At 66.7% G+C, this 23,124-nt stretch carries 18 protein-coding genes; 12 read left to right on the top strand and 6 right to left on the bottom strand.

Annotated features, from left to right (window positions below):
* Positions 1 to 117 precede the first annotated feature (117 nt).
* The 3 genes from ggt to WCE59_RS10250 all read left to right on the top strand — a co-directional run bounded on the left by ggt (position 118) and on the right by WCE59_RS10250 (position 6,276).
* Positions 118 to 1,848, top strand: a complete 1,731-nt coding sequence (ggt, locus tag WCE59_RS10260; protein WP_343258672.1) for a gamma-glutamyltransferase — start codon at positions 118 to 120, stop codon at positions 1,846 to 1,848.
* A gap of 85 nt (positions 1,849 to 1,933) precedes the next feature.
* Positions 1,934 to 5,050, top strand: a complete 3,117-nt coding sequence (locus tag WCE59_RS10255) for a TonB-dependent receptor plug domain-containing protein (protein WP_343258671.1) — start codon at positions 1,934 to 1,936, stop codon at positions 5,048 to 5,050.
* A 101-nt stretch (positions 5,051 to 5,151) separates the two neighbouring features.
* Positions 5,152 to 6,276, top strand: coding sequence for a serine hydrolase domain-containing protein (locus tag WCE59_RS10250; protein WP_343258670.1), 1,125 nt, complete (start codon positions 5,152 to 5,154; stop codon positions 6,274 to 6,276).
* Here WCE59_RS10250 and gltS read toward each other — a convergent pair.
* Together gltS and WCE59_RS10240 are read right to left on the bottom strand one after the other, a co-directional pair.
* Positions 6,260 to 7,453, bottom strand: a complete 1,194-nt coding sequence (gene gltS, locus WCE59_RS10245; protein WP_343258669.1) for a sodium/glutamate symporter — start codon at positions 7,451 to 7,453, stop codon at positions 6,260 to 6,262. The genes WCE59_RS10250 and gltS overlap by 17 nt on opposite strands.
* Positions 7,454 to 7,492: 39 nt before the next feature.
* Complete coding sequence (locus WCE59_RS10240) at positions 7,493 to 9,130, bottom strand: N-acyl-D-amino-acid deacylase family protein (protein ID WP_343258668.1); 1,638 nt, start codon at positions 9,128 to 9,130, stop codon at positions 7,493 to 7,495.
* 202 nt (positions 9,131 to 9,332) lie between these two features.
* On the opposite strand from WCE59_RS10240, the gene WCE59_RS10235 reads away from it, so the two are divergent.
* The gene (locus tag WCE59_RS10235) at positions 9,333 to 11,645 is read left to right on the top strand and encodes an NADP-dependent malic enzyme (protein WP_343258667.1); all 2,313 of its coding nucleotides are present in this window, start codon (positions 9,333 to 9,335) and stop codon (positions 11,643 to 11,645) included.
* Positions 11,646 to 11,672: 27 nt separating this feature from the next.
* Here WCE59_RS10235 and WCE59_RS10230 read toward each other — a convergent pair whose 3' ends face one another.
* The 3 genes from WCE59_RS10230 to WCE59_RS10220 are packed head-to-tail and all read right to left on the bottom strand — an operon-like array spanning position 11,673 to position 14,302.
* Positions 11,673 to 12,047: a response regulator gene (locus WCE59_RS10230; RefSeq protein WP_343258666.1), complete on the bottom strand. Its 375-nt coding sequence runs from the start codon at positions 12,045 to 12,047 to the stop codon at positions 11,673 to 11,675.
* 12 nt (positions 12,048 to 12,059) lie between these two features.
* Positions 12,060 to 12,500 carry a response regulator gene (locus tag WCE59_RS10225; RefSeq protein ID WP_343258665.1) on the bottom strand — a complete coding sequence of 147 codons (441 nt, stop codon included), beginning with the start codon at positions 12,498 to 12,500 and terminating at the stop codon, positions 12,060 to 12,062.
* A complete protein-coding gene (locus WCE59_RS10220; RefSeq protein ID WP_343258664.1) occupies positions 12,497 to 14,302 on the bottom strand; it encodes a sensor histidine kinase in 1,806 nt (601 codons plus the stop codon). Before WCE59_RS10220 ends, WCE59_RS10225 begins: the two co-directional genes overlap by 4 nt.
* Positions 14,303 to 14,532: 230 nt before the next feature.
* Here WCE59_RS10220 and aceE point away from each other — a divergent pair, with 230 nt between their 5' ends.
* The 4 genes from aceE (at position 14,533) to WCE59_RS10200 (ending at position 19,056) form a co-directional block, all read left to right on the top strand.
* Positions 14,533 to 17,223, top strand: a complete 2,691-nt coding sequence (aceE, locus tag WCE59_RS10215; protein WP_343258663.1) for a pyruvate dehydrogenase (acetyl-transferring), homodimeric type — start codon at positions 14,533 to 14,535, stop codon at positions 17,221 to 17,223.
* Positions 17,224 to 17,242: 19 nt separating this feature from the next.
* A complete protein-coding gene (locus WCE59_RS10210) occupies positions 17,243 to 18,304 on the top strand; it encodes a DUF5671 domain-containing protein (RefSeq protein WP_343258662.1) in 1,062 nt (353 codons plus the stop codon).
* An 8-nt stretch (positions 18,305 to 18,312) separates the two neighbouring features.
* A complete protein-coding gene (locus WCE59_RS10205) occupies positions 18,313 to 18,441 on the top strand; it encodes a hypothetical protein (protein WP_343258661.1) in 129 nt (42 codons plus the stop codon).
* A gap of 96 nt (positions 18,442 to 18,537) precedes the next feature.
* Positions 18,538 to 19,056, top strand: coding sequence for a hypothetical protein (locus WCE59_RS10200; protein WP_343258660.1), 519 nt, complete (start codon positions 18,538 to 18,540; stop codon positions 19,054 to 19,056).
* A gap of 61 nt (positions 19,057 to 19,117) precedes the next feature.
* Here the strand turns inward: WCE59_RS10200 and WCE59_RS10195 are convergent, their stop codons facing one another.
* Positions 19,118 to 19,636, bottom strand: coding sequence for an adenine phosphoribosyltransferase (locus WCE59_RS10195; RefSeq protein WP_343258659.1), 519 nt, complete (start codon positions 19,634 to 19,636; stop codon positions 19,118 to 19,120).
* 144 nt (positions 19,637 to 19,780) lie between these two features.
* On the opposite strand from WCE59_RS10195, the gene WCE59_RS10190 reads away from it, so the two are divergent.
* From WCE59_RS10190 to WCE59_RS10175, 4 genes are read left to right on the top strand one after another with little or no spacing between them, the layout of a single operon-like run.
* Entirely contained in the window at positions 19,781 to 20,626 is an 846-nt protein-coding gene (locus tag WCE59_RS10190; protein ID WP_343258658.1) for a DODA-type extradiol aromatic ring-opening family dioxygenase, read from the top strand.
* Positions 20,627 to 20,658: 32 nt separating this feature from the next.
* Positions 20,659 to 21,453, top strand: coding sequence for an SDR family NAD(P)-dependent oxidoreductase (locus WCE59_RS10185; protein ID WP_343258657.1), 795 nt, complete (start codon positions 20,659 to 20,661; stop codon positions 21,451 to 21,453).
* A gap of 48 nt (positions 21,454 to 21,501) precedes the next feature.
* A complete protein-coding gene (locus WCE59_RS10180; RefSeq protein ID WP_343258656.1) occupies positions 21,502 to 22,440 on the top strand; it encodes an aldo/keto reductase in 939 nt (312 codons plus the stop codon).
* Between the two features lie 44 nt (positions 22,441 to 22,484).
* Positions 22,485 to 23,015 carry a cytochrome b gene (locus tag WCE59_RS10175; RefSeq protein WP_343258655.1) on the top strand — a complete coding sequence of 177 codons (531 nt, stop codon included), beginning with the start codon at positions 22,485 to 22,487 and terminating at the stop codon, positions 23,013 to 23,015.
* Positions 23,016 to 23,124 lie beyond the last annotated feature (109 nt).

Here is a 23,124-nt window from a genome sequence, read left to right as displayed (position 1 = left end):
ACCTGCGGTTATGGAGTGCCATAACCGCAGGGTATGCGTTGCCCCTGGATTGATGGGGGACACCCGCCGGCGATCTATGCATGGTGGTACGTGACCGCTGCCCTGGGAGGAGGACGCATGGTCTGGAACGCCGCACGCCAGTGCGCTGTGCTTGTTGCCGGGTGCCTGTTGTCGCTGTCGCTGGCGGTGCCGGCGCAGCCCCGCCAGCTGCTCAACTACGAAGCCATCCACAAGCCGGAGACGGGCGCTTCGGGCATGGTGGTCAGCCAGAACGAGGCGGCCAGCCGAGCCGGTGCGCAGGTGCTGCGCGAAGGAGGCAACGCGGTGGACGCCGCTGTTGCCACCGCCTTCGTGCTGGCCGTGACCCTGCCCCGGGCAGGCAATATCGGCGGCGACGGGTTCATGCTGCTGCATCTGGCAGACGGCGACCGCTACACCGCCATCGATTACCGTTCGGCGGCTCCGGCGCTGGCCACCCTGGATGCCTACGTCGGCGATGACGGTCAGCTCGACGGCCATTCGGCGGGCATCCGCGCAGCGGGCGTGCCGGGCACGGTGGCAGGCCTTGCACTGGCCCACGAAAAGTATGGCCGCCTGCCGTGGAAGCGGCTGCTGCAGCCGGCAATTGAAATGGCTTCGCAGGGCATCGTATTGAGCGTCGATGAGGCGTTCGCGCTGGACTGGGGCAAGGAGCGGCTTGCCCGCAGCGCCGCCGGCGCCGCGGTGTTCCTGCACCCCGACGGCCAGGCGCTGGCTGCCGGTGAGCGCCTGGTGCAGCCGGACCTGGCCTGGACCCTGCGCCGGATCGCCGACCATGGGGCGGAAGATTTCTACCGCGGGGAAATCGCCCGTCGACTGGATGCGGGCATGCGCAGGCATGGCGGGTTGCTGCGCAGCGAAGACCTCATGGCCTACCGGGCGATCGAGCGGGTGCCGCTGCGCAGCACCTACCGCAACGCGGAAGTGGTGACCATGCCTCCGGCCAGTGGCGGCGGCGCGGGCATCGTCGGCACTCTCAACCTGCTTGAACAGTTCGACCTGGCGGAGCTGGGCGCAGGCTCGGCCGACGCGCTGCACCTGTTCGCCGAGGCCAGCAAGCTGTCCTGGCGTGATCGGCTGGCCCACGTCGGCGATACCGGCTTCCTCGATGTGCCGTTGCGCGGGCTGGTGGCCAAGGAATACGCGGCCGGGCGTGCGGGCCGGATCAGGATGGATCACGCCACGCCGGCTGTGGACGTGGAGGCGGGTGACCCCTGGGCGCATGAAGGTCCTGAAACCACCCACTTCTCGGTAGTGGATGCCGACGGCAACGTGGTCAGCAACACCTACACCATCGGCGCCGACTTCGGGTCGGGGGTGATGATCGAGGGGACGGGTTTCCTGCTCGGGAACCTGATCGGCAACTTCTCCCTGCGCGCGCAGCTGGACGCGCAGCGCGAGGGTCGTCCCGCGCCGCCGAACGCGATGGAACCTGGGCGCCGGCCGGTCTCGAGCATGGCACCGACGATGCTGGTACGCGACGGCAGCCCCTGGCTGGTGACCGGCAGTCCGGGTGGCAACACCATCCCCGGCACGGTCGTGCAGATCATCGTCAATGTGGTTGATTTCGGCATGAATGTTGCCGAAGCCACGATGGCGCCGCGGGTGCATCAGCACATGTCCGGCGAAGGCGCGCTCCAGGTCGAACGTGGCCTGAGCCCGGATACGTTGCGGCTGCTTGAAGCACGCGGCCATATCACTTCAACCGGACAGACGATTGGCAGCACGCAGATGCTGCTGGTCGAACCCGGCCGGGTCGAAGGCGCGGCTGATCCCCGCAGGCCCGGGGCGGCGGCCATCGCACAGTAGCGGCGACAGCGGCCACAGGAAAACAGCGCCCGCGCTTTCCAGCGCGGTCATGACAAGAATCGATGGTTCGTGGGAGCGAAGACACATGAAGACGTACCGGAAAACCATACTCGCAGCGGTCGTGGGCGCGATCCTCGCCGGCGCGCCGGCTTTCGCCCAGACTCCGCCGGCCGCGGACCCGGGTGCACCCCCGCCGACGGATGACGGGGAGCGGCGCCGGACCGACGAGCAGGCTGCGGCCGAACGCATCGCCGAGCTGGATCAGGTCGTGGTCGTCGGCAGCCGGTTTGCCGGCAACAGCGAGGCCGGGATGGTCCCGGTTGCGGTGATGGGCGCGGAGGAGATCGAAGCCACCGGCGCGGTCTCCGGCGACGAGCTGCTGCGCAGCCTGCCGCAGGTGGGCGACATGATGTTCGACAACACCGAAACGGCTGCCAACCTCAATGCCGCGCGCGGCGACATCGGCTCCATCAACCTGCGCAACCTGGGTACCGGCAATACCCTGCTGCTGGTCAACGGCAGGCGCATGGTCCCGCATCCAGGTACCCAGACTGAGGCTCTGGTTCCGCGCCAGACCGGCAACATCAACGCCATCCCGCTGTGGGGGGTGCAGCAGATGGAAGTGCTGATGGGCGGCGCCTCCGCGTTGTACGGATCGGATGCCGTGGCCGGCGTGCTCAACGTGGTGATGGATACCCATTTCCAGGGGCTGGAGGTGCAGGCGCAGTACGGCGGTTCGGAAAACATCGACCTGCGCCAGGGCAACTTCAACTTCAAGGCCGGCCGCTGGTTCAACGATGGACGCACGCGGGTGACCCTGCTGGGCGGGCATACGTACCGGTCCGAGGTGCCGGCGAGTGAACATCCGCAAACGGCCAACGCCGATCACCGGTATCTGCTGGAAGGAACGGAGTTCGAGGGCCACACCGCGTTCGACGACCGCCTGACCACCACGCCCTGGGCGGCATTCCAGACCCGCGACGGCAGGACGGTCTCGATGGACGGGGACCGGATCACCAGCGCGACCGGCTATTTCCACATGCAACCGCTGGAGCACCGCTGCCTGACGCAGATCAATGACGATGTGTGCATCCAGACCGGTGGGTTCAGCACCGAACTGGACCGCCCGAGGCGTTTCAACCCGATGCACCAGCGCAACATCCTGGGCGGCGTGGGCCGGACCAACCTGTTCGGCACCATCGAGCAGGACATCAACGACAACTTCGTGGCCTTCGGCGAATTCAGCTACTACCAGGCCAAGTTCGAAAGCATGCGCGAGCAGGCGGCGTCGCTGGGCTCGGCGCCGATGATTGTCCCCGCGTCCAACTACTACAACCCGTTTGGCGCAATGTACCTGCCGGACGGGTCGCTCAACCCCAATCGCCTGCCCGGCATCGATGCGCCGGAAGAGGGCCTTGATCTGCGCATCACCAGCTATCGTGCCACCGATACCTCGCGTCCCTATACTGTGGACGATGACTCCTATCGGGTGATGGCGGGCGTGCGCGGTTATCTGGGCAATTTCGACTGGGAAAGCGCGGTGCTGTATTCGCGTGCAACCACCGAGGACACCCAGCACGGATCGATCAGCAACACCCTGTTCGCCGAGGCACTGGGGCGTTCCGATCCCGGTGCCTACAACCCGTTCAACGGCGGCGATCCAAACGACTGGTCAGGGCCCGACGCGACGCCCAGTGACCCCGCCACCATTGCCAGCTTCACCGTGCCGGTGGTCCGCTACAGCACCGCGAGCCTGTTCCAGGTGGATACCCGGTTCCTGCACGAGAGCATCTTCAACATGCCCGCCGGCGACGTGGGCCTTGCCTTTGGCGCGGAGTGGCGTCGTGAAACGCTGAATGACGTGCGCGATCCGCGCTTCAACGGCGAGATCACCTACACCAACCCGATGACCGGGGAAATCACCAGTGATGTGCTGGGTGCCAGCCCGGCGGCAAGCAACTCCGGTGATCGCAACGTGGCATCGTTCTACGGTGAGTTCGCCGTACCGCTGGTGTCGCCGCAGATGGGGATTCCGCTGGTGCGCAGCCTCGACCTGCAGCTGGCCGGCCGCTGGGAGAACTACTCCGACTTCGGCTGGGTCTCCAACCCCAAGATCGCGCTGGCCTGGAACCTCACCGAGGACTTCATGGTGCGGGGCAACTGGGCGCAGAGCTTCCTGGCGCCCAATATCCTGCAGCTTTACGCCGAAGGAACCGTGGTCAGCAATACCCGCACCGATTACTACCTGTGCGAGGCGGACCTGCGGGCTGGGCGCATCGAACGCTGGTCCCAGTGTGGCCGTGGATCCAGTACCCAGGCCGAGCGCAGCGGCAACCGCGACCTGCAGCCGGAAACCTCCGACGCCTGGTCGGTCGGGTTCGTGTTTCAGCCGAGCTTCCTGCCCGAGGCCGCAGGCCGTCTGACCCTGACCGCCGACTACTGGGTAATCGAGCAGGAGGATGTGATCGGCATCCTCGGCGAGCAGGCCCAGTTGGCGCTGGATTACCTGGCGCGCATGCAGGGTTCGCACAACCCGAACGTGGTCAGGAACGATCCCGATGACACCCGCATCGAGGACTTCGTGGGGACCGGCCTGGACCCGGTCGGTACCGTCAGCGTGGTCAATGACACCTACATCAACCGGCTGCCACGCACCACCCGCGGCATCGATTTCGGGCTGACTCACCGGATCCCGACCGAGCGGGCGGGCACGTTCAATTACAGCATCAATGCCTCCCGCCTGATCGAGCGTACCCAGGATCCGGTGCCCGACGAGCAGATGATCCTGGACGCCCAGGAGGCGGGCATCATCAGCGACGGGTTCCGGCTCAGCAGCGCCGGCAACCTGCTCGGCATCAATGGTTCGCCGGATTGGCGGGCCACGGCCAACTTCTCATGGCGCAAGGGTGACTGGCTCACTGGTACTCACGTGCGCTACGTGGGGTCGTTCGAGTCCAGCGGCGCGCTGGATGCCGATGGCAACCGCTTCCAGATCCCGAGCTGGACCACCGCGAACGTGTACGTGGAGCGTCGCTTCAATGGCCTGGGCAATTTCCTGGACGACTCCCGCATCCGGCTCACGGTACGCAACGTGACCGATCGCGATCCGCCGCTGTCGACCACGGCCACCGGTTTCTACTCCGGGCTGCACAACGTGCTGGGACGCGGCTACTACCTGACCCTGACCAAGAGCTTCGACTGATCAGGCCACTGCACGACGCCGGGCGGCATCAGCCGCCCGGCGCCCATCCAGCAAGAGGAAACGCGATGCGATCCAGACACTCTGCAAACCGTAGCGTCGCCATGTGTGCGGCGCTCCTGCTGTCGCTGTTCGCGCTGCTCCCCGCCTTGGCGGGCGGCATCGAAGAGAGGCTCGCCGGACTCATGGCCGAGCACGAGGCGGTGGGGTTGGCAGTGGTGGTGGTCAGGGACAACGACATCGTCTACCGCAACAGCCTTGGGTGGAAGGACAGGGAAGCGCGCAGGCCGCTGGAGGAAGACGACGTGTTCCGCATCGCGTCCATCTCCAAGTCGTTCGCAGCGGTGTCGGTCCTGCAACTGGTGGAGCAGGGCAGGCTGTCGCTGGACGACGACGTGGGTGGGCTGCTTGGATTCCCGGTGCGCAATCCCGCGTTCCCGGAACAGGTGATCACGCTGCGGATGCTGCTCAACCACACCTCGTCCGTTACCGACAGCCAGCAATACGGCAGCCTGGACATCATCAATCCCGGGGTCAACGCGAGCTGGAATGAAAGCTATTCGGCCCACGCCCCGGGAGAGCAGTACGAATACTCCAACCTGGGCTACAACATGCTTGGGGCGATCATCGAGCGGGCCGCGGGGGAACGGTTCGACGGATACGTGAAGCAGCACGTGCTTGCGCCGCTGGGACTGTACGGCGGCCATTGGTCGGACGCGCTGGATGCGGACCGCTTCGCGCAGATCTACCGCTACCGGGATGGCGAGGGCTTTGTGCGCTCGGACGCCGCATATGCGCCGTTGGGCGAGCGTCTGGCGGACTACCGGCTGGGCTACAGCGCGCCCCTGTTCTCTCCCACCGGCGGCATGAAGATCACCGCGTCCGACCTGGCCCGGTACATGTTGATGCACATGAACCAGGGAGAGTGGGCCGGCGCGCGGATCATCAGCCCGGAACACGCCGCCATGATGCAGGCGCCCGCCGTCCGCATTGATGATGACGCCGGCTACGGGCTGGCCCTGCGCACCGATCGGAGCCTGGTGCCGGGCGTGACCCTGACCGGCCACACCGGATCCGCCTACGGGCTGTACAGCTCCATGTTCTTTGATGCCGACAGGAAATACGGCTTCGTCGTGATCACCAACGGCGTCATGGATCCGGAACTCCGGGGCGCGGTGAACCGCGCGCTGTACGAACATTTCATCGGCCCGCTCAGCTCCAGAAATTGATGAACCCGGTGATGATCAGCGCGTTGGTGAAGTCGATGAAGAACGCGCCGACCAGGGGTGCCACCAGGAACGCGCGCGGCGCCGCGCCGTAGCGTTCGACCAGGGCGCGCATCACCGCCATCGCATTGGCGGTGGTGCCAAGCATGAAGCCGATGAAACCGCCGCCCATGATGGCGGCATCGTAATCCCGGCCCATGACCCGGAACACCACGATGCAGAAGGCCACCACCGCGCCCACCTGCAGCACCAGGTTCAGCACCAGCGGAAGCGCCAGCCCGGCAAGTTCCCAGAGTTTGAGGTTCATCAGCGCTACGGACAGGAACAGCGCCAGGCATACGTTGCCGATCAGGTCGGTGGTTGGCACCGAAAGGCCGATCCAGCCGGTCCTGTCATCCAGGTTGCGGATCGCCGCGCCCACCAGCATTGCGCCCACGTAGGCGGGCAGGGTGATGCCGGTAGCGGAGATCCAGCCGCTGACCCATGCACCCAGCCACATCGCGATCAGCAGGGTCACGATGCTTTTGAGGGCGTTGAACTCGCGTACCGCTTCTGATGGTGCTGAAGCGGCCGTCTCCAGGTCCGGTGCGGCGTGGACCTGCTGGCTGGAAGGCGACAGCCGGAAGCGGCGGATCATCACCGTGATCGCCGGGCCGCCCACCAGCCCGCCGAGAACGATGCCCGCCATCGCCGAGGCCACGGCGATCGACTCCGCGCCCACCACGCCGGCCTCTTCGAACAGGGGCGCGAATGCCAGGCCCGTGGCGGGCCCGCCGGTGAGCGTGGTCGAGCCGGCCAGCACGCCGAACAGCGGGTGCAGGTCGAAGCCCACCGCTACCGCCATGCCGAGCAGGTTCTGGAACACCGCGAAGGCGCTGGCCAAGCCCAGGAAGATCATCACCTGGGTGCCGCTGATCTTCAGCAGCCTCAGACTGGCGTTCATGCCGATCGTGGTGAAGAAGGCGATCATCAACGGCGTCTGCAGGCTGGTGTCGAGTACGAATAACGTGGTGTCCCGCGCATGCGCGATCCACACCGCTATGGCGAACACCAGACCTCCCACCACAGGTGGCGGGAGATTGTATTTTCCAAGCACCGGCACCCATCGGCACAGGCCGTAACCCAGGAACAGAGCGATGCCCGCAAGGGCAAGGGTCTGCACCGCATCAAGCTGCAGCATCGACTGTGACTCCTTGTGTAATCAGATGCACGGCTGTGCTCAATCGCAGGTGCCGGCAGGCGGGTGGTGGCGCAGCACGCGTCCCGGCAGCGCCTCCGCCGTCTCGCCGCGATCGATCATGGCCGTGCCGTTGATGAATAGATATTCCACGCCCTTGGACAGGACCGAAGGTTCCACGTAGGTCGCCGCCGGCGCGTACCGTTCGGGATCAAACACCACGACGTCGGCGTGGTATCCGGCCTGCAGGTATCCGCGATCCTCCAGGCCGAAGGTGGCGGCGGTCAGTCCGGTGGAGCGGTGGATGAAGGACTGCAGGTCGATGACGCCTTCCTGGATGACGAAGCGGGCGTATTTTTCCGGGAAGGTCGCGTACTGGCGTGGATGTCCGTCGCCGCCGTCGGAGGCGGTCAGCACCCACGGCTGGCGCATCAGCTCCGACACGTCATCCTTGTGCATGTTGAACGAAGCGATCTTCCGCGCGGATCCACTGCCGCCCGGCCCGCCGTGGCGGATGATCCGCAGCGCTGCGGCCACCGGCTCCGTCTCCCACGTGTCCGCCATTTCCTCCAGCGTCCTGCCCGACCAGGGCCAGCCCTCGCCGATCATCAGGATTGCGGCGGCTCCCCCGCGCCGGCGCAGGTTCTGCGCCATTTCACTGCGGATCCGGTCCGCGCTGTCCGGATCGTCCAGCCGTGCGAACAACGCTTCGCGGCCACCATCCTGGGCCCAACGCGGCAGCAGTGCAGCCTCGATTCCGGTCGCCGAGGCCAGCCAGGGGTACTGGTCGGCGGTCACCTGGATGCCTTCCGCGCGCGCTCGCGCGATGTGTTCGATGATCTTGCCGGCGCTGCCGTGCACGTCCGTGCCCAGCGCCTTGATGTGGGCGATATGCACCGGGATCCGCGCCCGCCGACCGATCTCGAGCACTTCCTCGATTGAGTCCATGAGGCCGATCGAGTAGCTGGATTCGTCGCGCTGGTGGGTGTCGTAGACGCCACCGCGGATGGCGGCCTCTTCGGCCAGCGCCACCACCTCGTCGGTACTGGCGAAGCTCTGCGGGGCGTAGAACAGGCCGGTCGAGAGCCCGATGGCGCCCTGACACATCGCCTCGGCGACCATGCCGCGCATCTGCTGCAGTTCGTGCGCGTCGGGAACACGGTCCGCGTTGCCGAGCACGTGCCGCCTGACCGGTCCGAGTCCAACGTAGGCCGCGATATTGGTGCCCGTGCCGTGGCTCTCGAACCATTCGTGCTGAGCGGCGATATCCGAGGTGCCGCCTCCATCGATTCCGATGAAGATCGTGCTGACGCCCTGGTGCAGCCACGGCAGGCTGCGCCGGGCCTGGGGGTCAGGGGAGCGGATGTATGTAAAAGGATGGGTGTGGGGATCGATGAAGCCCGGCGCCACAATCAGCCCTTGGGCGTCGACGGTGCGCGCCGCCTGATAGCGGTCGGCCAGGTCCGGCCCCACCTCCACGATCCGGTCCCCGGCGATGGCGACATCTGCGGTGCGGCCGGGACTGTCGCTGCCGTCGAACAGGGTGCCGCCGGCGATGATCAGGTCCACGGCGCCGGCGGCCGGCTCCTGGCGGACCTCAAAGCAGGCCGTGAGCAGCAGCGCGACCGTCAGCCAGGCGGCGAGGCCACAGGATCGCATGAGGCGGTACAGCTGGGGCATCGGACCTCTCTGGATGGATGGTGTTCGTCTTCCGGCCGTGGATATTGGCCGAAGACCCATCCATCTTCATGCCTGCTGCAATCATTGACCATTGAAATAGGGCCGGTCCGGCATAGCCCGGGGTTATGTGCCGGCCGACCGACTGGCGTGGTGGGCAATCGGACCGGCTAGAATTGGGGTTCCAGCGCCAGGTCAGAGTGAGATGTCAGACAAACCGTCCAGCCCCATCGAATCCGCAGAAGAGTTCCGCAGCGCGGCCCTGGACTACCACCGCCTGTCGCCCCCCGGGAAGATCAAGGTCACGGCCACCAAGGCCATGCTGACCCAGCGTGATCTGGCCCTGGCCTACTCGCCGGGCGTGGCCTACGCCTGTGAGGAAATCGCCGCCGACCCGCTCACCGCCGGCGACTACACCGCCCGCGGCAACCTGGTGGCGGTGATCAGCAACGGCACCGCGGTGCTGGGTCTGGGTGATATCGGCCCGCTGGCCAGCAAGCCGGTGATGGAAGGCAAGGGCGTGCTGTTCCAGAAGTTCGCCGGCATCGACGTGTTCGACATCGAGATCGACGAGCGCGATCCGGACAAGCTGGTCGACATCATCGCCAGCCTGGAGCCCACCTTCGGCGGCATCAACCTGGAAGACATCAAGGCGCCCGAGTGCTTCATCGTCGAGCGCAAGCTGCGCGAGCGGCTGAAGATCCCGGTATTCCACGACGACCAGCACGGCACCGCGATCATTGTTGGCGCGGCGGTGGTCAACGCACTGGAGGTCGCCGGCAAGAAGATTGAAGACGTGAAGCTGGCCACCACCGGTGCCGGCGCGGCGGGCATCGCCTGCCTGGACATGCTGGTGGCGCTGGGCCTGAAGCCGGAAAACATCACTGCCTTTGATCGCGGCGGGGTGATCCACTCCGGTCGCGACGACCTGGATGAGGCCAAGCGCCGCTACGCGCGCGATACCGACCAGCGCGAGCTGGCAGAGATCGTGGCCGGCGCGGACGTGTTCCTGGGCCTGTCAGCCGGTGGCATCCTGACCCCGGAAATGGTGGCCACCATGGCCGAGCGCCCGGTGATCCTGGCGCTGGCCAACCCGTACCCGGAGATCCTGCCGGAGGCGGCCAAGGCGGTGCGCCCCGATGCGATCATCGCCACCGGCCGCTCCGACTATCCCAACCAGGTCAACAACGCGGTCTGCTTCCCCTACATCTTCCGCGGCGCGCTGGATGCCGGCGCCACCGCCATCAACGAAGCCATGAAGCTGGCCTGCGTGCATGCCATCGCCGATCTGGCCAAGGCCGAGGCCAGTGACCTGGGCAGCGCCTACGGGGGCGACGTGCCCACGTTCGGACCGGAATACATCATCCCGCGCCCGTTCGATCAGCGCCTGCTGACGGTGCTGGCACCGGCCGTGGCCCAGGCGGCGGTGGACTCGGGCGTGGCCCAGCGTCCGATCCAGGACATGGATGCCTACCGCGAGAAGCTCGGCCATTTCCTCACCCGCACCGCGCTGGTGATGAAGCCGGTCTACGACCGCGCCCGTGATGACCGCCAGCGCGTGGTCTATGCCGAAGGCGAGGAAGAGATCGTGCTGCGCGCGGTGCAGACCGTGGTCGACGAGGGCCTGGCGCGGCCGATCCTGATCGGACGTCCGGACGTGATCGAGGCAAGGATCCAGAAACTGGGCCTGCGCCTGGTCCAGGAGCGCGACTTCGATCTGACCAACATCAACGACGATCCGCGCTTCCACGAATACTGGACCCAGCTGCACGCGCTGACCGAGCGCCGCGGCATCACTCCGGATTCGGCCAAGAACCTGATGCGCTCGCGCCCGGCGCTGATCGCCGCGCTGATGGTCGAGCGCGGCGAAGCCGACGCCATGCTGTGCGGCATGATCGGGCGCTATCACAAGAAGCTCGGCTACATCCGCAGCGTGCTGCCGCTGGATCGCGGCGTGCAAAGCACCGCCGCGATGACCGGCGTGGTCAGCGACCGCGGCCTGTGGTTCTTCCTCGACACCCACGTGCAGGAAGACCCCACCGCCGAGCAGCTGGCCGAAGCCACCATCCAGGGCGCGTACCGGCTCAAGCTGTTCGGGATCGTGCCCAAGATCGCGCTGCTGTCGCACTCCAACTTCGGCAGCCACGCCAGCCCCAGCGCGATGAAGATGCGCCGGGTGCGGGAGATCCTGGCCAAGCGTGCGCCAAAGCTCGAGGTGGACGGCGAGATGATGCCCGACACCGCCTGGGACGAAGCCATGCGCCGGCGGATGTTCCCCAACACCACCCTGTCCGGCCAGCCCAACCTGCTGGTGCTGCCGAATCTGGATGCGGCCAACATCACCTACAACATGGTGCGGGTGATGACCGACGGTGCGGCGCTGGGTCCGATCCTGATGGGGGTGAGCCGTCCGGCCCACATCATGACCCCCAGTGCCACCCCGCGCCGGGTGATCAACATGACCGCTATTGCCGCAGTCGAATCGCAGATCCGCAAGAGCCGCGCCGGTACCGCGTAATGTTTGCGTCGGCCGCGTAGGGCCGACCTACCCCAGCAGCTTGCGCACCAGTGCAGGCAGGCTGTCCAGTTCGTCCTTGGACAGGGTGGCGTCGGCGGCCACCGGCAGCTCGGTTGCGTCGATGAACGGCGCGCCGGTCAGCAGCACGAAGGGCAGCGCCGGGTCATGGGCGCGCACCATCTGGAATGCTTCTTCGCACGAATACCCCGGCAGGTTCAGATCCGAGAGCACCAGCTGCGGCGCGGAGTCGCGCAGTACATCGCCCACGGTCGCGGCCGACCAGGCGCGTTGGCAGTCCACCTGCAGGCCGCCATCGGTCAGGGCCATGGCAATCAGCTCCGCGTCATCGCGGGAGTCCTCGATCAACAGCACCCGGTATGGCTGGCCCGGCGCATGGCTCATGGTCGCGGCTGCCTAGTTGGTCCCCGGCGGCTCGTTGAGCACCGCCCAGAACCGGCCCAGGGTCCGCACCGCGTCAAAAAACTGGTCCACATCCACCGGCTTGACCACGTAGGCGTTCACGCCAAGGTCCCAGCTGCGGGCCAGGTCGCTTTCTTCGCGTGAAGAGGACAGGATCACCACCGGCAGGCGGTCGAATTGGCTGTCTTTGCGCAGTTCGGTCAGCACTTCCAGGCCGTCCAGGCGCGGCATCTTGATGTCCAGCAGCAGGACCGCCGGATCGCCGTCTTCACGGCCTTCGAAACGGCCGCGGCACAGCAGGTAATCCAGTGCCTCCACCCCGTCTTCCACGTGCACGATGGGATTGGCCAGGTTGGCGTCGCGCAGCGCATCGATTGCCATTTCGGCGTCGTGCGGACTGTCTTCCGCCAGCAGGATGGTGCGAAGTCGGGTCATGTTGCGGTGGTCCTGTTGTCCTGTGGCTCGCTGGCGGCCGGGAGGGTGAAGTGGAAGGTGGCACCTTTGCCAGGTTCTGATTCTGCCCAGATCCGGCCGCCGTGGCGAATCAGCACCCGGCGCACGCTGGCCAGGCCGATGCCCGTGCCGGGAAACTCGCTGGGCGCATGCAGTCGCTGGAATACGCCAAACAGCTTGTCGCCGTATTTCATGTCAAACCCGGCCCCGTTGTCGACCACCTGGAAGTGATGGCTGCCATCGGCGTCCAGTTCGTGACCGACCGTGATCCGCGCCGGTTCGGCGCCGGCACTGTATTTGACCGCGTTGCCGAGCAGGTTCAGCCAGACCTGGCGCAGCATGTTTTCATCACCCACCACCACCGGCAGGCCGTGTACCTGCCATTCAATCTGGTGGCCGGGGTTGTCTTCCCGCGCGTTGGCGTCCAGCAGGGCCCGGGTGTCGTTGACCATCGATTGCATATCGACAATCTGCAGTCGCAGGGCACTGCGTCCCAGGCGCGAGTAGACCAGCAGGTCGTCGATCAGCGCCGACATGCGCTTGCTTGATCCGGTGATGACATCCAGGTAGTGGCGGCTCTTGTCGTCAACCCCTTCGCCCAGGTGCCGGCCCAGCTTGTCGGCGAAGCCGCCGATATGCCGCAGCGGCGCGCGCAGATCGTGCGAGACCGAATAGCTGAACGCCTCCAGCTCGCGGTTCACGTCCGAAACCTGCTCGATCTTGCCTTCCAGCTGGCGGTTGAGGTCGCGGATCTGGCGCTCGTGCAGGATCTGGGCGCTGATGTCGCTGGCGGTCAGCAGCACCGCCTGCTGCTCGCTGTCGGGCAGCTCCATGCGCCGGGCTGAAAGCAGCATCACCCGATCCACCGAATCGGCGGTGCGCTGGGTGATCTGGAAGTCCCACAGCTCCCGGCCGCGGGTCAGCACGTCAGTCAGCCGCCGCAGCACGGTCGGGTCCTTCCACGCGCCGTCGCCGAAGGCGGTCAGCGGCTCGCCGCTGCTTTCTTCCTCCACGCCGTACAGTTCGGCGAAGGCGGTGTTGTACATCAGCACCCGGGTGTTTCCGTCCAGCAATGCGATGGGCTCGCGCACGGTGTCCAGCATCACCGCCGCGCGCGAACTGGCACTTCGGGCATCGTGCTCGGCGCTGAGGCGGCGCACGCCCTGGCGCAGGCTGTACCAGGCCAGCAATCCCAGCAGCAGCAGCTGCAGCACCAGGCTGGCGCCGCCCACCAGCGTGGCGCGGCGGTCGGCCACCCGGGCCTCGGCCTGACGCAGATCCAGCAGCCGGTGCTCCTCGGTGTTGATCTGGTCGATCAGCCCGTGGATCGGATAGCGGGTGAGCATCGTCTGCACTTCCGCGGTGCTCGGCCGGGTGGCGGTATCCAGCAGCCGGTAGATTTCGGCCAGGCGCAGATCAAGCATCGATTCCAGCTGGCCCAGCAGGCGCTGCTGCACCGGATCGTCCTGGGTCAGCGCGTGGAGCTCCTGCATCAGCGGCTCGATCCGCGGCCGGCTGTAACTGATCCGCTCACGCAGCAGCTCGATGTCCACGCCGTAGCCCTGTCCCAGGGCGGCTGCCTCGACGCTGCGCACATCGGCAGCCAAGGTGCTTATCCGGGCTTCCACCTGGTGGCTGTGCACCAGCCATGCCTGCGCGCGGGTATTGGCCTGTGAGGCCAGGGCGTTCAGCAGAAAAGGCACGATCACGATTGCCGCAATGGCCAGAATCAGGCCCGGCAGGCGGTATTTCGAAGAATCGGTTTCAACCGGGTTAATTGGCATTGATTGGCAGCGATGGCGCAGTGGGCGCCGGTACTGCGGTCCTCCCCCTATGAGCCGGCAGATCATGGCCGAATTCCGTGAAAGCCGCGTGAAAACGGCTGTGTGGCAGTCCAGTGGTGCGGCCGGCCGCGCGCTGTACGCCTGTTAGAATCGTGGGATTCGATCCATTGACCGATCCACTCATTTGAACCCCAGGCTGCACAGGCGGCCGGGAGCGGAGTCCTAAAGCGATGAACTGGTTGAACGACGTGCTGGAAAACGATCCCGATCCCATGGAAACCCGGGAGTGGGTGGAGTCGATCAAGGCGGTCATCGAAAACGGTGGGCCGCAGCGTGCGCACCAGCTGCTGGAAAACATGGTGGAACTCACCCGCCGCGCTGGCGCCCACCTGCCGTTCGCGCCCACCACCGAATACATCAACAGCATCCCGGCCCATCTGGAGCCCGGGATGTCCGGCGATGCCGCGATGGAGTGGAAGATCCGCTCGCTGATCCGCTGGAACGCCATGGCCATGGTGGTCCGCGCCAACCGCAAGCCGGGCGACCTGGGCGGGCATATTGCCAGCTTCGCCAGTGCCGCCACCCTGTATGACGTCGGCTTCAACCACTTCTGGCGCGGGCCGGAAGGCGAGCACCCCGGCGACCTGATCGGTGTCCAGGGTCACAGCTCGCCGGGCATCTACGCGCGTTCATTCCTGGAAGGCCGGCTGAGCGAGGACCAGCTCGACAACTTCCGCATGGAAGTGGACGGGCGCGGCATCGCCTCCTACCCGCACCCGTGGCTGATGCCCGACTACTGGCAGTTCCCCACCGTGTCGATGGGCCTGGGCCCGATTGCCGCCATCTACCAGGCGCGCAACTGGAAGTACCTGGAAGCGCGCGGGCTGATGCCCAAGAGTGACCGCAAGGTGTGGTGCTTCCTCGGCGACGGCGAGACCGACGAGCCGGAAAGCCTGGGTGCGATCTCGGTGGCCGGGCGCGAAGGCCTGGACAACCTGGTGTTCGTGATCAACTGCAACCTGCAGCGCCTGGACGGCCCGGTGCGCGGCAACGGCAAGATCATCCAGGAGCTGGAGGGCCAGTTCCGCGGCTCGGGCTGGAACGTGCTCAAGCTGGTCTGGGGCAGCTACTGGGATCCGCTGCTGGCCAAGGACAAGGACGGCATGCTGCGCAAGCTGATGATGGAGACCCTGGACGGCGAGTACCAGAACTGCAAGGCCTTCGGTGGCGCGTACACCCGCGAGCATTTCTTCGGCAAGTACCCGGAAACCGCCGCCCTGGTGGCCAACCTGTCCGACGAGGACGTGTGGCGCCTGAACCGTGGCGGCCACGATCCGCACAAGGTCCATGCCGCCTACCAGGCCGCCTCCGACACCAAGAGGATGCCCACGGTGATCCTGGCCAAGACGGTCAAGGGCTACGGCATGGGCAGCGCCGGCGAGGCGCTCAACCCCACCCACCAGACCAAGAAGCTCGACGACGATGCGGTACGCGCGTTCCGCGATCGCTTCCAGATCCCGGTCGACGACGAGCAGCTCAAGGACGGCGCGGTGCCGTTCTACCACCCCGGCAAGGACTCGGAGGAAGTGCAGTACATGCACGAACGCCGCAAGTCGCTGGGTGGCTTCCTGCCGCAGCGCCGCATGAAAGCCAGCGAATCGCTGCCGGCGCCGAAGATGGAAGTGTTCGAGCGTCTGCTCAAGGACACCGGCGAGCGTCAGATCTCCACCACCATGGCCTTCGTGCAGTCGCTGGGCATCGTGCTGCGTGACAAGCAGGTGGCGCCGCGGGTGGTGCCGATCGTGGCCGATGAGGCGCGCACGTTCGGCATGGAAGGCCTGTTCCGCCAGATCGGCATCTACGCTCCGCAGGGCCAGAAGTACAAGCCGGTCGACCGTGACCAGCTGATGTACTACCGCGAGGACGAGGCGGGGCAGGTGCTGCAGGAAGGCATCACCGAGGCCGGCGCGTTCGCCAGCTGGATGGCCGCGGCCACCAGCTACAGCACCAACGACCTGCAGCTGCTGCCGTTCTACATCTTCTATTCCATGTTCGGCTTCCAGCGCATCGGCGATGCCGCCTGGCAGGCGGCGGACATGCGCGCGCGCGGCTTCCTGCTGGGCGCCACCGCCGGTCGCACCACCCTCAACGGCGAGGGCCTGCAGCATGAGGACGGCCACAGCCACCTGCTGGCCGGCGCCATCCCCAATTGCCGCAGCTATGACCCCACTTTTGCCCACGAGGTGGCGGTGATCATGCAGCACGGCATGCAGCGCATGCTCGAAGAGCAGGTGGACGAGTACTACTACCTCACCCTGATGAACGAGAACTACCCGCACCCGGGCATGCCCGAGGGCGCCGAGGAAGGGATCATCAAGGGCATGTACCTGCTCAAGGACGCCGGCAAGCCGAAGAAGGGCGAGCTGCGCGTGCAGCTGATGGGCAGCGGAACGATCCTGCGTGAAGCCATCGCCGCGGCCGAGCTGCTGGACAGGGACTTCGGCGTCACCGCCGACATCTGGTCGTGCCCCAGCTTCAGCGAGTTGCGTCGCGACGGCTTCGACGTGGAGCGCTGGAACCGCTTCAACCCCGAAGCGAAGAAGCCGCGCAAGGCCTACGTCACCGGCTTGCTGGAAGGCCGCCAGGGCCCGGCGATCGCCGCCACCGACTACGTGCGCGCCTATGCCGACCAGATCCGCGCCTTCGTGCCGATGACCTATACGGTGCTGGGCACCGACGGCTTCGGTCGCTCGGACACCCGCGAAAACCTGCGCCGCCACTTCGAGGTCGACCGCTTCCACATCGCGCACGCGGCGATCAATGCGTTGGCAAAGGACGGCAAGATGACCGCCAAGGACGCAGCGCGCGCGCTGAAGCTGTACAAGATCGATACCGGGAGGCCGAACCCGCTGCTGGCCTGAGCCAGCGCCGGGCCGCGCCATGGCGGTGGCAACGCAGGAGCTGGACCTGTTCGTGCGCGAGGCGCTCGCCAGGGGCGCCTCCAAGGAAGAAATAGTGGCCGCGCTGGACGCGGCCGGCTGGGATCGCGTGCAGGTCGACAGCGCGTTGGGCGCCTGGGCCGACGTGCCGTTCGCGGTGCCGGTGCCGCGCCCGCGACCCTATCTTTCGGCGCGCGAGGTGTTCCTGTACCTGCTGATGTTCGCCACGCTGTACCTGAGCGCCTGGCACGTGGGCAGCCTGCTGTTCGACCTCATCAACCTGGCGTTCCCGGATGCGGCCGACGGCGAGTTCGCCCGCGGCCGGCTGGACAGCTCCATGCGCTGGTCGATCGCCGGGGTGGTGATCGCGTTCCCGGTGTTCGTATTTGTCGCCCGCCGCCTGGCGCGGGAGGTGGCTGACAGTCCGGTACGGCGCCTTTCCGCAGTGCGCCGCTGGCTGACCTACCTGACCCTGTTCTTTGCCGCCTCGGTGCTGATCGGCGACATGATCGTGCTGGTCTACAGCCTGCTGGGTGGCGGGCTGTCGGCGCGTTTCCTGCTCAAGGTGCTGGTGGTGGCGGCAATCGCCGGCACGGTGTTCGGCTGGTACCTGCAGGACCTGCGGCGCGAAGAGCGCCAGGCGCCGGCTGCGGGGATTTCCGGTCGGATGGTGCTCGGCGCGGCGGCCGTGGTGATCCTGGTGACGCTGGTCGCCTCGGTGGCGGTGATCCGCTCACCGGCCTCCGAGCGCGAAGCGCGGCTGGACACCCGGCGCGCGCAGGATCTTGCCCGCATTACCGGCTTGGTTGAAGCTCACTACCATCGCACCGGTGCGCTCCCGGTCGGGCTGGATGATCTGGCGACGCCCGGCATCGCGCTGCCGCTGGATCCGGTTGACGGATCCGACTACGTCTACGAAGTCACAGGCGAACGTGATTACCGCCTCTGCGCGCGTTTTGTCACCGATACCGCGCGCGACCAGCGTCAGCCCTGGGGCGGCGACGCTTGGCGGCACGGCGTTGGCCAGCACTGCTTCGACCTGCGCGCAGCGGAGCTGCGCTGAACCTGCCGGTGCTGCTGCTGGCGGCCGTATTGCTGGACGGCGTGCACCAGCCCATCGCACCGCTGCTGCAGGCGGACCTGCCCGAGCATCCGGACCCGCGCCTGGCCCAGGTCACCATCGGCCACCCGCTGACGTGACGCACGGATGCGGCACTTGCCGGTGGCTGCCGCTGGCGTCGACAATTCCACCCTGCCGTTGCCATCGGGGTCCGGCATCTGTCTACAGGGGGCGTCATGTTTCACTTTGCCAGGGCCGCAGCTGCGGTGCTGCTGCTGTCGGCCGCATGTACGGTGCATGCACAGAAATCGACGGCGCAGCCATCAACACATGGCGACTTCGTGTTCGTCGCCAATTCCGACCCGTTTACCGATGTGGACCGGAGCCTGGTCTATACCGCTTCCAGCACTTCTGAAGGACGTGACGCGGCGCTGAGCTGGTCGTGCATGGAAGATGGCCTGAACGTGATCTACCGCCACGGCAAGTACCTGGGTGGCGACGAGGACGACGAGGTACTGGTGCGCTACCGCATCGACGCGGGCACGCCTTACGGGCCGTCCTGGTGGGGCATGCTCCAGGGCCATGAAGCCACCTGGATGCCGATGTCGGAAATCACTGCCTTTACCCGCCAGGCGCGCGCTGGCGGCACGGTGATTTTCGAGGTGGTGGATCCGCTTGACGGCGAGCGCCTGCGGGACAGCTTCAGCCTGCGGGGCCTGGGGCCGGCGCTGGGCCGGCTGTCCTGCGCGAACTAGAGGGCGCCGCAGCGCTTTCAACCCGACCGGGGTGCGACCACCGCGCGCCGGCATGCTGATCTCAATAAGCGGCGGCGGCCAGCAGCGGCGCGGCATCGGTCCAGCGTTCGCGCCCGTCCAGGGCCAGCATTTCAAACAGCACCGCGGCGCCGACGACCTCGGCGCCCTGGCGGCGCAGCAGCTCCAGCGCGGCCACCAGGGTGCCGCCCGTGGCCAGCACATCGTCCACCAGCAGCACCCGGGCGCGCGGCGGCAGCGCATCAACGTGGATCTGCAGCTGGTTGGTGCCGTACTCCAGCGCGTAATCCTGCGATAGGGTTTCTGCCGGCAGCCGCCCGGGCTTGCGCACCGGCACGAAGCCCGTGCCCAGGGTCTGGGCCATGGCCGCCCCGAGGATGAAACCGCGCGATTCGATGCCCACTACCGCGTGCAGTGCGGCATCGTGCCATGGGTCCACCATCTGGCCAACCGCCGCGTTGAAGGCGCCTGCATCGGCGAGCACCGGCGTGATGTCCTTGAACAGAATGCCGGGCTTGGGGAAATCGGGTACGTCGCGCACCAGGCGCTGCCACTGGCTCATGGGCCGTCATCGCAGGGAAGGGCGGTCCATGCTAACGGAGCGGTCGCGAATAGGCCGGTAATACGCCCGTCATGCCCGGCCATGGGAAGGGTCGTCCTGTTTTTACCGGTTCTTTCCACGGGATTCGGCAGCACAACGGGTGTCATGACCATCCAGACCCCCTCTTCCGACGACGCAGGCGCCGCCTCCGGCACCCGCATGCCCACCTTCTTCGTGCCCCATGGCGCCGGCCCCTGTTTTTTCATGGACTGGAACCCGGCCGACACCTGGGATGGCATGGCGGCCTTTCTCAAAGGCATTGCCAGCACCCTGCCGCAGGTTCCGCGCGCCATCGTGCTGGTGTCCGGGCACTGGCTGGAACCGGAATTCCGCGTCACCGGCCATGCCGCGCCGCCGCTGATCTATGACTACGGTGGCTTCCCGCCGCATACCTACGAGCTGACCTACCCGGCGCCGGGCGATCCGGCGCTGGCTGGGCGCATCGCCGCGCTGCTGGGCGAAGCCGGGGCCCGCACGCAGGTGGATCCGCAGCGTGGTTTCGACCACGGCGTGTTCATCCCGCTCAAGCTGATGTTCCCGCGGGCCGAGGTGCCGGTGGTGCAGCTGTCGCTGCGCCGCGATATGGACCCGGCCGCGCATATCCAGATCGGCCGCGCGTTGACCGCGCTGCGCGACGAGGGCGTGTTGATCGTTGGCAGCGGCATGAGCTTCCACAACATGCGCGGCTACGGTGATGCGCGCTACACCCCCCTATCGGCACAGTTCGACCAATGGCTGACCGACGCGGTTGCAAGCGACCCCGCCCGGCGCGAAGCCCTGCTCACCGACTGGACCAGCGCCCCGCACGCTCGCGACAGCCATCCGCCCGGCGGCGAGGAGCACCTGCTGCCGCTGATGGTCGTCGCCGGCGCCGCCGGCGACTCCCAGGGCCGCAAGGTCTATTCGGAAGTGGTGATGAAAACCACCCTGTCCGCATTCCGTTTCGGCTGATCCCCCGCAGCCCCCACCTCAGGAGATACCCCATGAAAATCGATCTTTCCGGCAAGCTCGCCGTCGTCACCGGTTCCACCGGCGGCATCGGCCTGGCCATCGCCACCGGCCTGGCCAGGGCCGGCGCCAGCGTCACCATCGTTGGCCGCACCCAGGAGCGCGTTGACAGCGCGGTGGCTGATATCCGCAAGGCCTCCGGTCGCGAGGACGCCGCAGGGGTGGTGGCCGATGTCGGCACTGCCGCGGGCTGCATCACACTCACCACCGCGCGCCCGGACGCGGACATCTTCATCAACAACCTCGGCATCTACGGCGCGCGCGAGTTCTTCGATATCGATGACGCGCTGTGGGACGAGTTCTGGCAGGTCAACGTGATGACCGGCGTGCGCCTGGCCCGGCATTACGCCAAGGGCATGCGCGAGCGCGGCTGGGGCCGGATCCAGTTCGTGTCCAGCGAGTCGGCGCTCAACATCCCCACCGAGATGGTCCACTACGGCGTCAGCAAGGCCGCCGTGCAGGGCCTGTCGCGCGGGCTGGCCAAGGTGCTGGCCGGCACCGGTGTTACCGTCAACACGATCCTGCCCGGTCCCACCCGTACCGCCGGTTCGGTGCAGATGATGGCCGACCTGGCCGCAGAGCGCGGCGTGACCCCATTGGAAATGGAGGGCATCTTCCTGGCCGAGAACCGTCCCTCCAACCTGCTTGGGCATTTTGCCGAGCCGGAGGAAGTCGCCAACCTGGCCGTGTACGTGGCCTCGCCGCAGGCCAGCGCCACCACCGGCTCCGCCCTGCGGGTGGACGGCGGCACGGTTGAAACGATCGCCTGATCAAATCGGCTGATCCATTCCCCCCATTCGAGAGAGAGGTACAACACCATGAACAAGCGCACGCTAGGCTGCTCCGGCCCGGAAATCGCCCCGCTGGTGCTTGGCGGCAACGTCTTCGGCTGGACCGCCGACGAGGCCACCTCGTTCAAGCTGCTCGACCGGTTCGTCGAGCGCGGCTTCAACGCCATCGACACCGCGGACGTTTATTCCGCCTGGGCCCCTGGCCTGTCCGGCGGCGAGTCGGAAACCGTGATGGGCAAGTGGCTGGCCAAACGTGGCCGTCGCGACGACGTGGTGATCATGACCAAGGTCGGCAGCCTGAAAGAGCGCAAGGGCCTGTCGGCGTCCAACATCGCCGTCGCGGTGGAGGATTCGCTGCGCCGGCTGCAGACCGATTACCTGGACGTCTATTTCGCCCACATCGACGACGCCACGGTGCCGCTGGGAGAGACCCTGGAAGCGTTCTCCAGGCTGGTGGACGCGGGCAAGGTCCGCACCATCGGCGCGTCCAACTACAACGCCGGCCGCCTGCGCGAGGCGCTGGGCGTCTCGCAGGACAAGGGCCTGTCGCGCTACGAGGTCATCCAGCCCGGCTACAACCTCTACGACCGCGCCGGCTATGAGGACGAGCTTGCGGCCGTGGTGCGGGAGGAAGGCCTGGGCGTGGTGGCGTATTTCGCCCTGGCCAGCGGCTTTCTCACCGGCAAATACGGCAGCAAGGCGGATCTGGAAGGGGTGCCGCGGGCGGCGTTCCTGGAAGGTTTCTTCGACGATCGCGGCATGAAGCTGCTTGATGCCCTGCGCAAGGTGTCCGAGCAGGCCGGCGCCACTCCGGCACAGGTGGCGCTTGCCTGGCTGATGAGCCGCCCGGGCGTCACTCCGATCGCCAGCGCCACCAGCCTGCAACAGTTGGACGACATCATGGGTGCTGCGGACCTGGCCCTGTCCCGCGATGCACTGGACGCGCTTGACCTGGCCAGCCGCTGAGGTTCAGGTATCTTCGATCCCGCATGCCACAGGAGCAGCAGTCCATGAGTCGCGATACCAAGCATCGTTACGGAATTTTTTCCCGCCTGTTGCACTGGATCATGGCAGTCCTGGTGGTCTGGCAGGCGCTGAAGCTGTTCGACCGGATCAATGATGGCGAGCACTGGGTCGGCCAGACCCTGGTGCCCTGGCACATCTCGATCGGCGTGCTGATTGGCGTGCTGGTGGTGGTGCGCATCATCTGGGCGCTGCGCAACCAGAGCAGCCGTCCGCCGGCGCCGCCGCCGGCGATGCTCGGGTTGTTGGCCAAGGCCGGCCACCTGGGCCTGTACGCGGGCATGGTGCTGCTGCCGCTGACCGGCATCGCGATCATGGTGGGCAACGGCTACGGGCTGGAAGCGTTCGGCCTGCAGCTGGTGGCCCCGGGCACCGATATCCCGTGGATGGCCACCGTGGGCGGCGCGCTGCATTCACCGGTGGCCTGGCTGCTGGTGCTGATGGTGATCGGCCATGTGGGTGCGGCGCTGTGGCACGGACTGGTGCGCAAGGACGGCGTGCTGGGCCGAATGCTGTAACCCGTTCCGCGTCCAGAGAATGGGCGCGCCATGCTCCACCCCGGACGGGTCTGCTTATGCAGGCCCGTTTTCGTTGCGGCGGCCGCAGGTGTCCAATCTGTGACAGCGG

Origin of the sequence: Luteimonas qiangzhengi, assembly GCF_039548515.1 — a bacterium.
Taxonomy (GTDB): Bacteria; Pseudomonadota; Gammaproteobacteria; order Xanthomonadales; family Xanthomonadaceae; genus Luteimonas.
The sequence above is the reverse complement of the archived record's forward strand: the minus strand, read 5'-3'. Positions and strand labels throughout refer to the sequence as shown.

Coding starts and splice junctions, on each gene's coding strand:
- WCE59_RS10240 (WP_343258668.1), bottom strand. CDS start 9,130: ATGCCCCAGCTGTACCGCCTCATGCGATCCTGTGGCCTCGCCGCCTGG.
- WCE59_RS10195 (WP_343258659.1), bottom strand. CDS start 19,636: ATGAGCCAGTGGCAGCGCCTGGTGCGCGACGTACCCGATTTCCCCAAG.
- WCE59_RS10185 (WP_343258657.1), top strand. CDS start 20,659: ATGAAAATCGATCTTTCCGGCAAGCTCGCCGTCGTCACCGGTTCCACC.
- aceE (WP_343258663.1), top strand. CDS start 14,533: ATGAACTGGTTGAACGACGTGCTGGAAAACGATCCCGATCCCATGGAA.
- WCE59_RS10180 (WP_343258656.1), top strand. CDS start 21,502: ATGAACAAGCGCACGCTAGGCTGCTCCGGCCCGGAAATCGCCCCGCTG.
- WCE59_RS10250 (WP_343258670.1), top strand. CDS start 5,152: ATGTGTGCGGCGCTCCTGCTGTCGCTGTTCGCGCTGCTCCCCGCCTTG.
- gltS (WP_343258669.1), bottom strand. CDS start 7,453: ATGCTGCAGCTTGATGCGGTGCAGACCCTTGCCCTTGCGGGCATCGCT.
- WCE59_RS10175 (WP_343258655.1), top strand. CDS start 22,485: ATGAGTCGCGATACCAAGCATCGTTACGGAATTTTTTCCCGCCTGTTG.
- WCE59_RS10255 (WP_343258671.1), top strand. CDS start 1,934: ATGAAGACGTACCGGAAAACCATACTCGCAGCGGTCGTGGGCGCGATC.
- WCE59_RS10230 (WP_343258666.1), bottom strand. CDS start 12,047: ATGAGCCATGCGCCGGGCCAGCCATACCGGGTGCTGTTGATCGAGGAC.
- WCE59_RS10220 (WP_343258664.1), bottom strand. CDS start 14,302: ATGCCAATTAACCCGGTTGAAACCGATTCTTCGAAATACCGCCTGCCG.
- WCE59_RS10190 (WP_343258658.1), top strand. CDS start 19,781: ATGACCATCCAGACCCCCTCTTCCGACGACGCAGGCGCCGCCTCCGGC.
- WCE59_RS10225 (WP_343258665.1), bottom strand. CDS start 12,500: ATGACCCGACTTCGCACCATCCTGCTGGCGGAAGACAGTCCGCACGAC.
- WCE59_RS10235 (WP_343258667.1), top strand. CDS start 9,333: ATGTCAGACAAACCGTCCAGCCCCATCGAATCCGCAGAAGAGTTCCGC.
- WCE59_RS10210 (WP_343258662.1), top strand. CDS start 17,243: ATGGCGGTGGCAACGCAGGAGCTGGACCTGTTCGTGCGCGAGGCGCTC.
- WCE59_RS10200 (WP_343258660.1), top strand. CDS start 18,538: ATGTTTCACTTTGCCAGGGCCGCAGCTGCGGTGCTGCTGCTGTCGGCC.
- ggt (WP_343258672.1), top strand. CDS start 118: ATGGTCTGGAACGCCGCACGCCAGTGCGCTGTGCTTGTTGCCGGGTGC.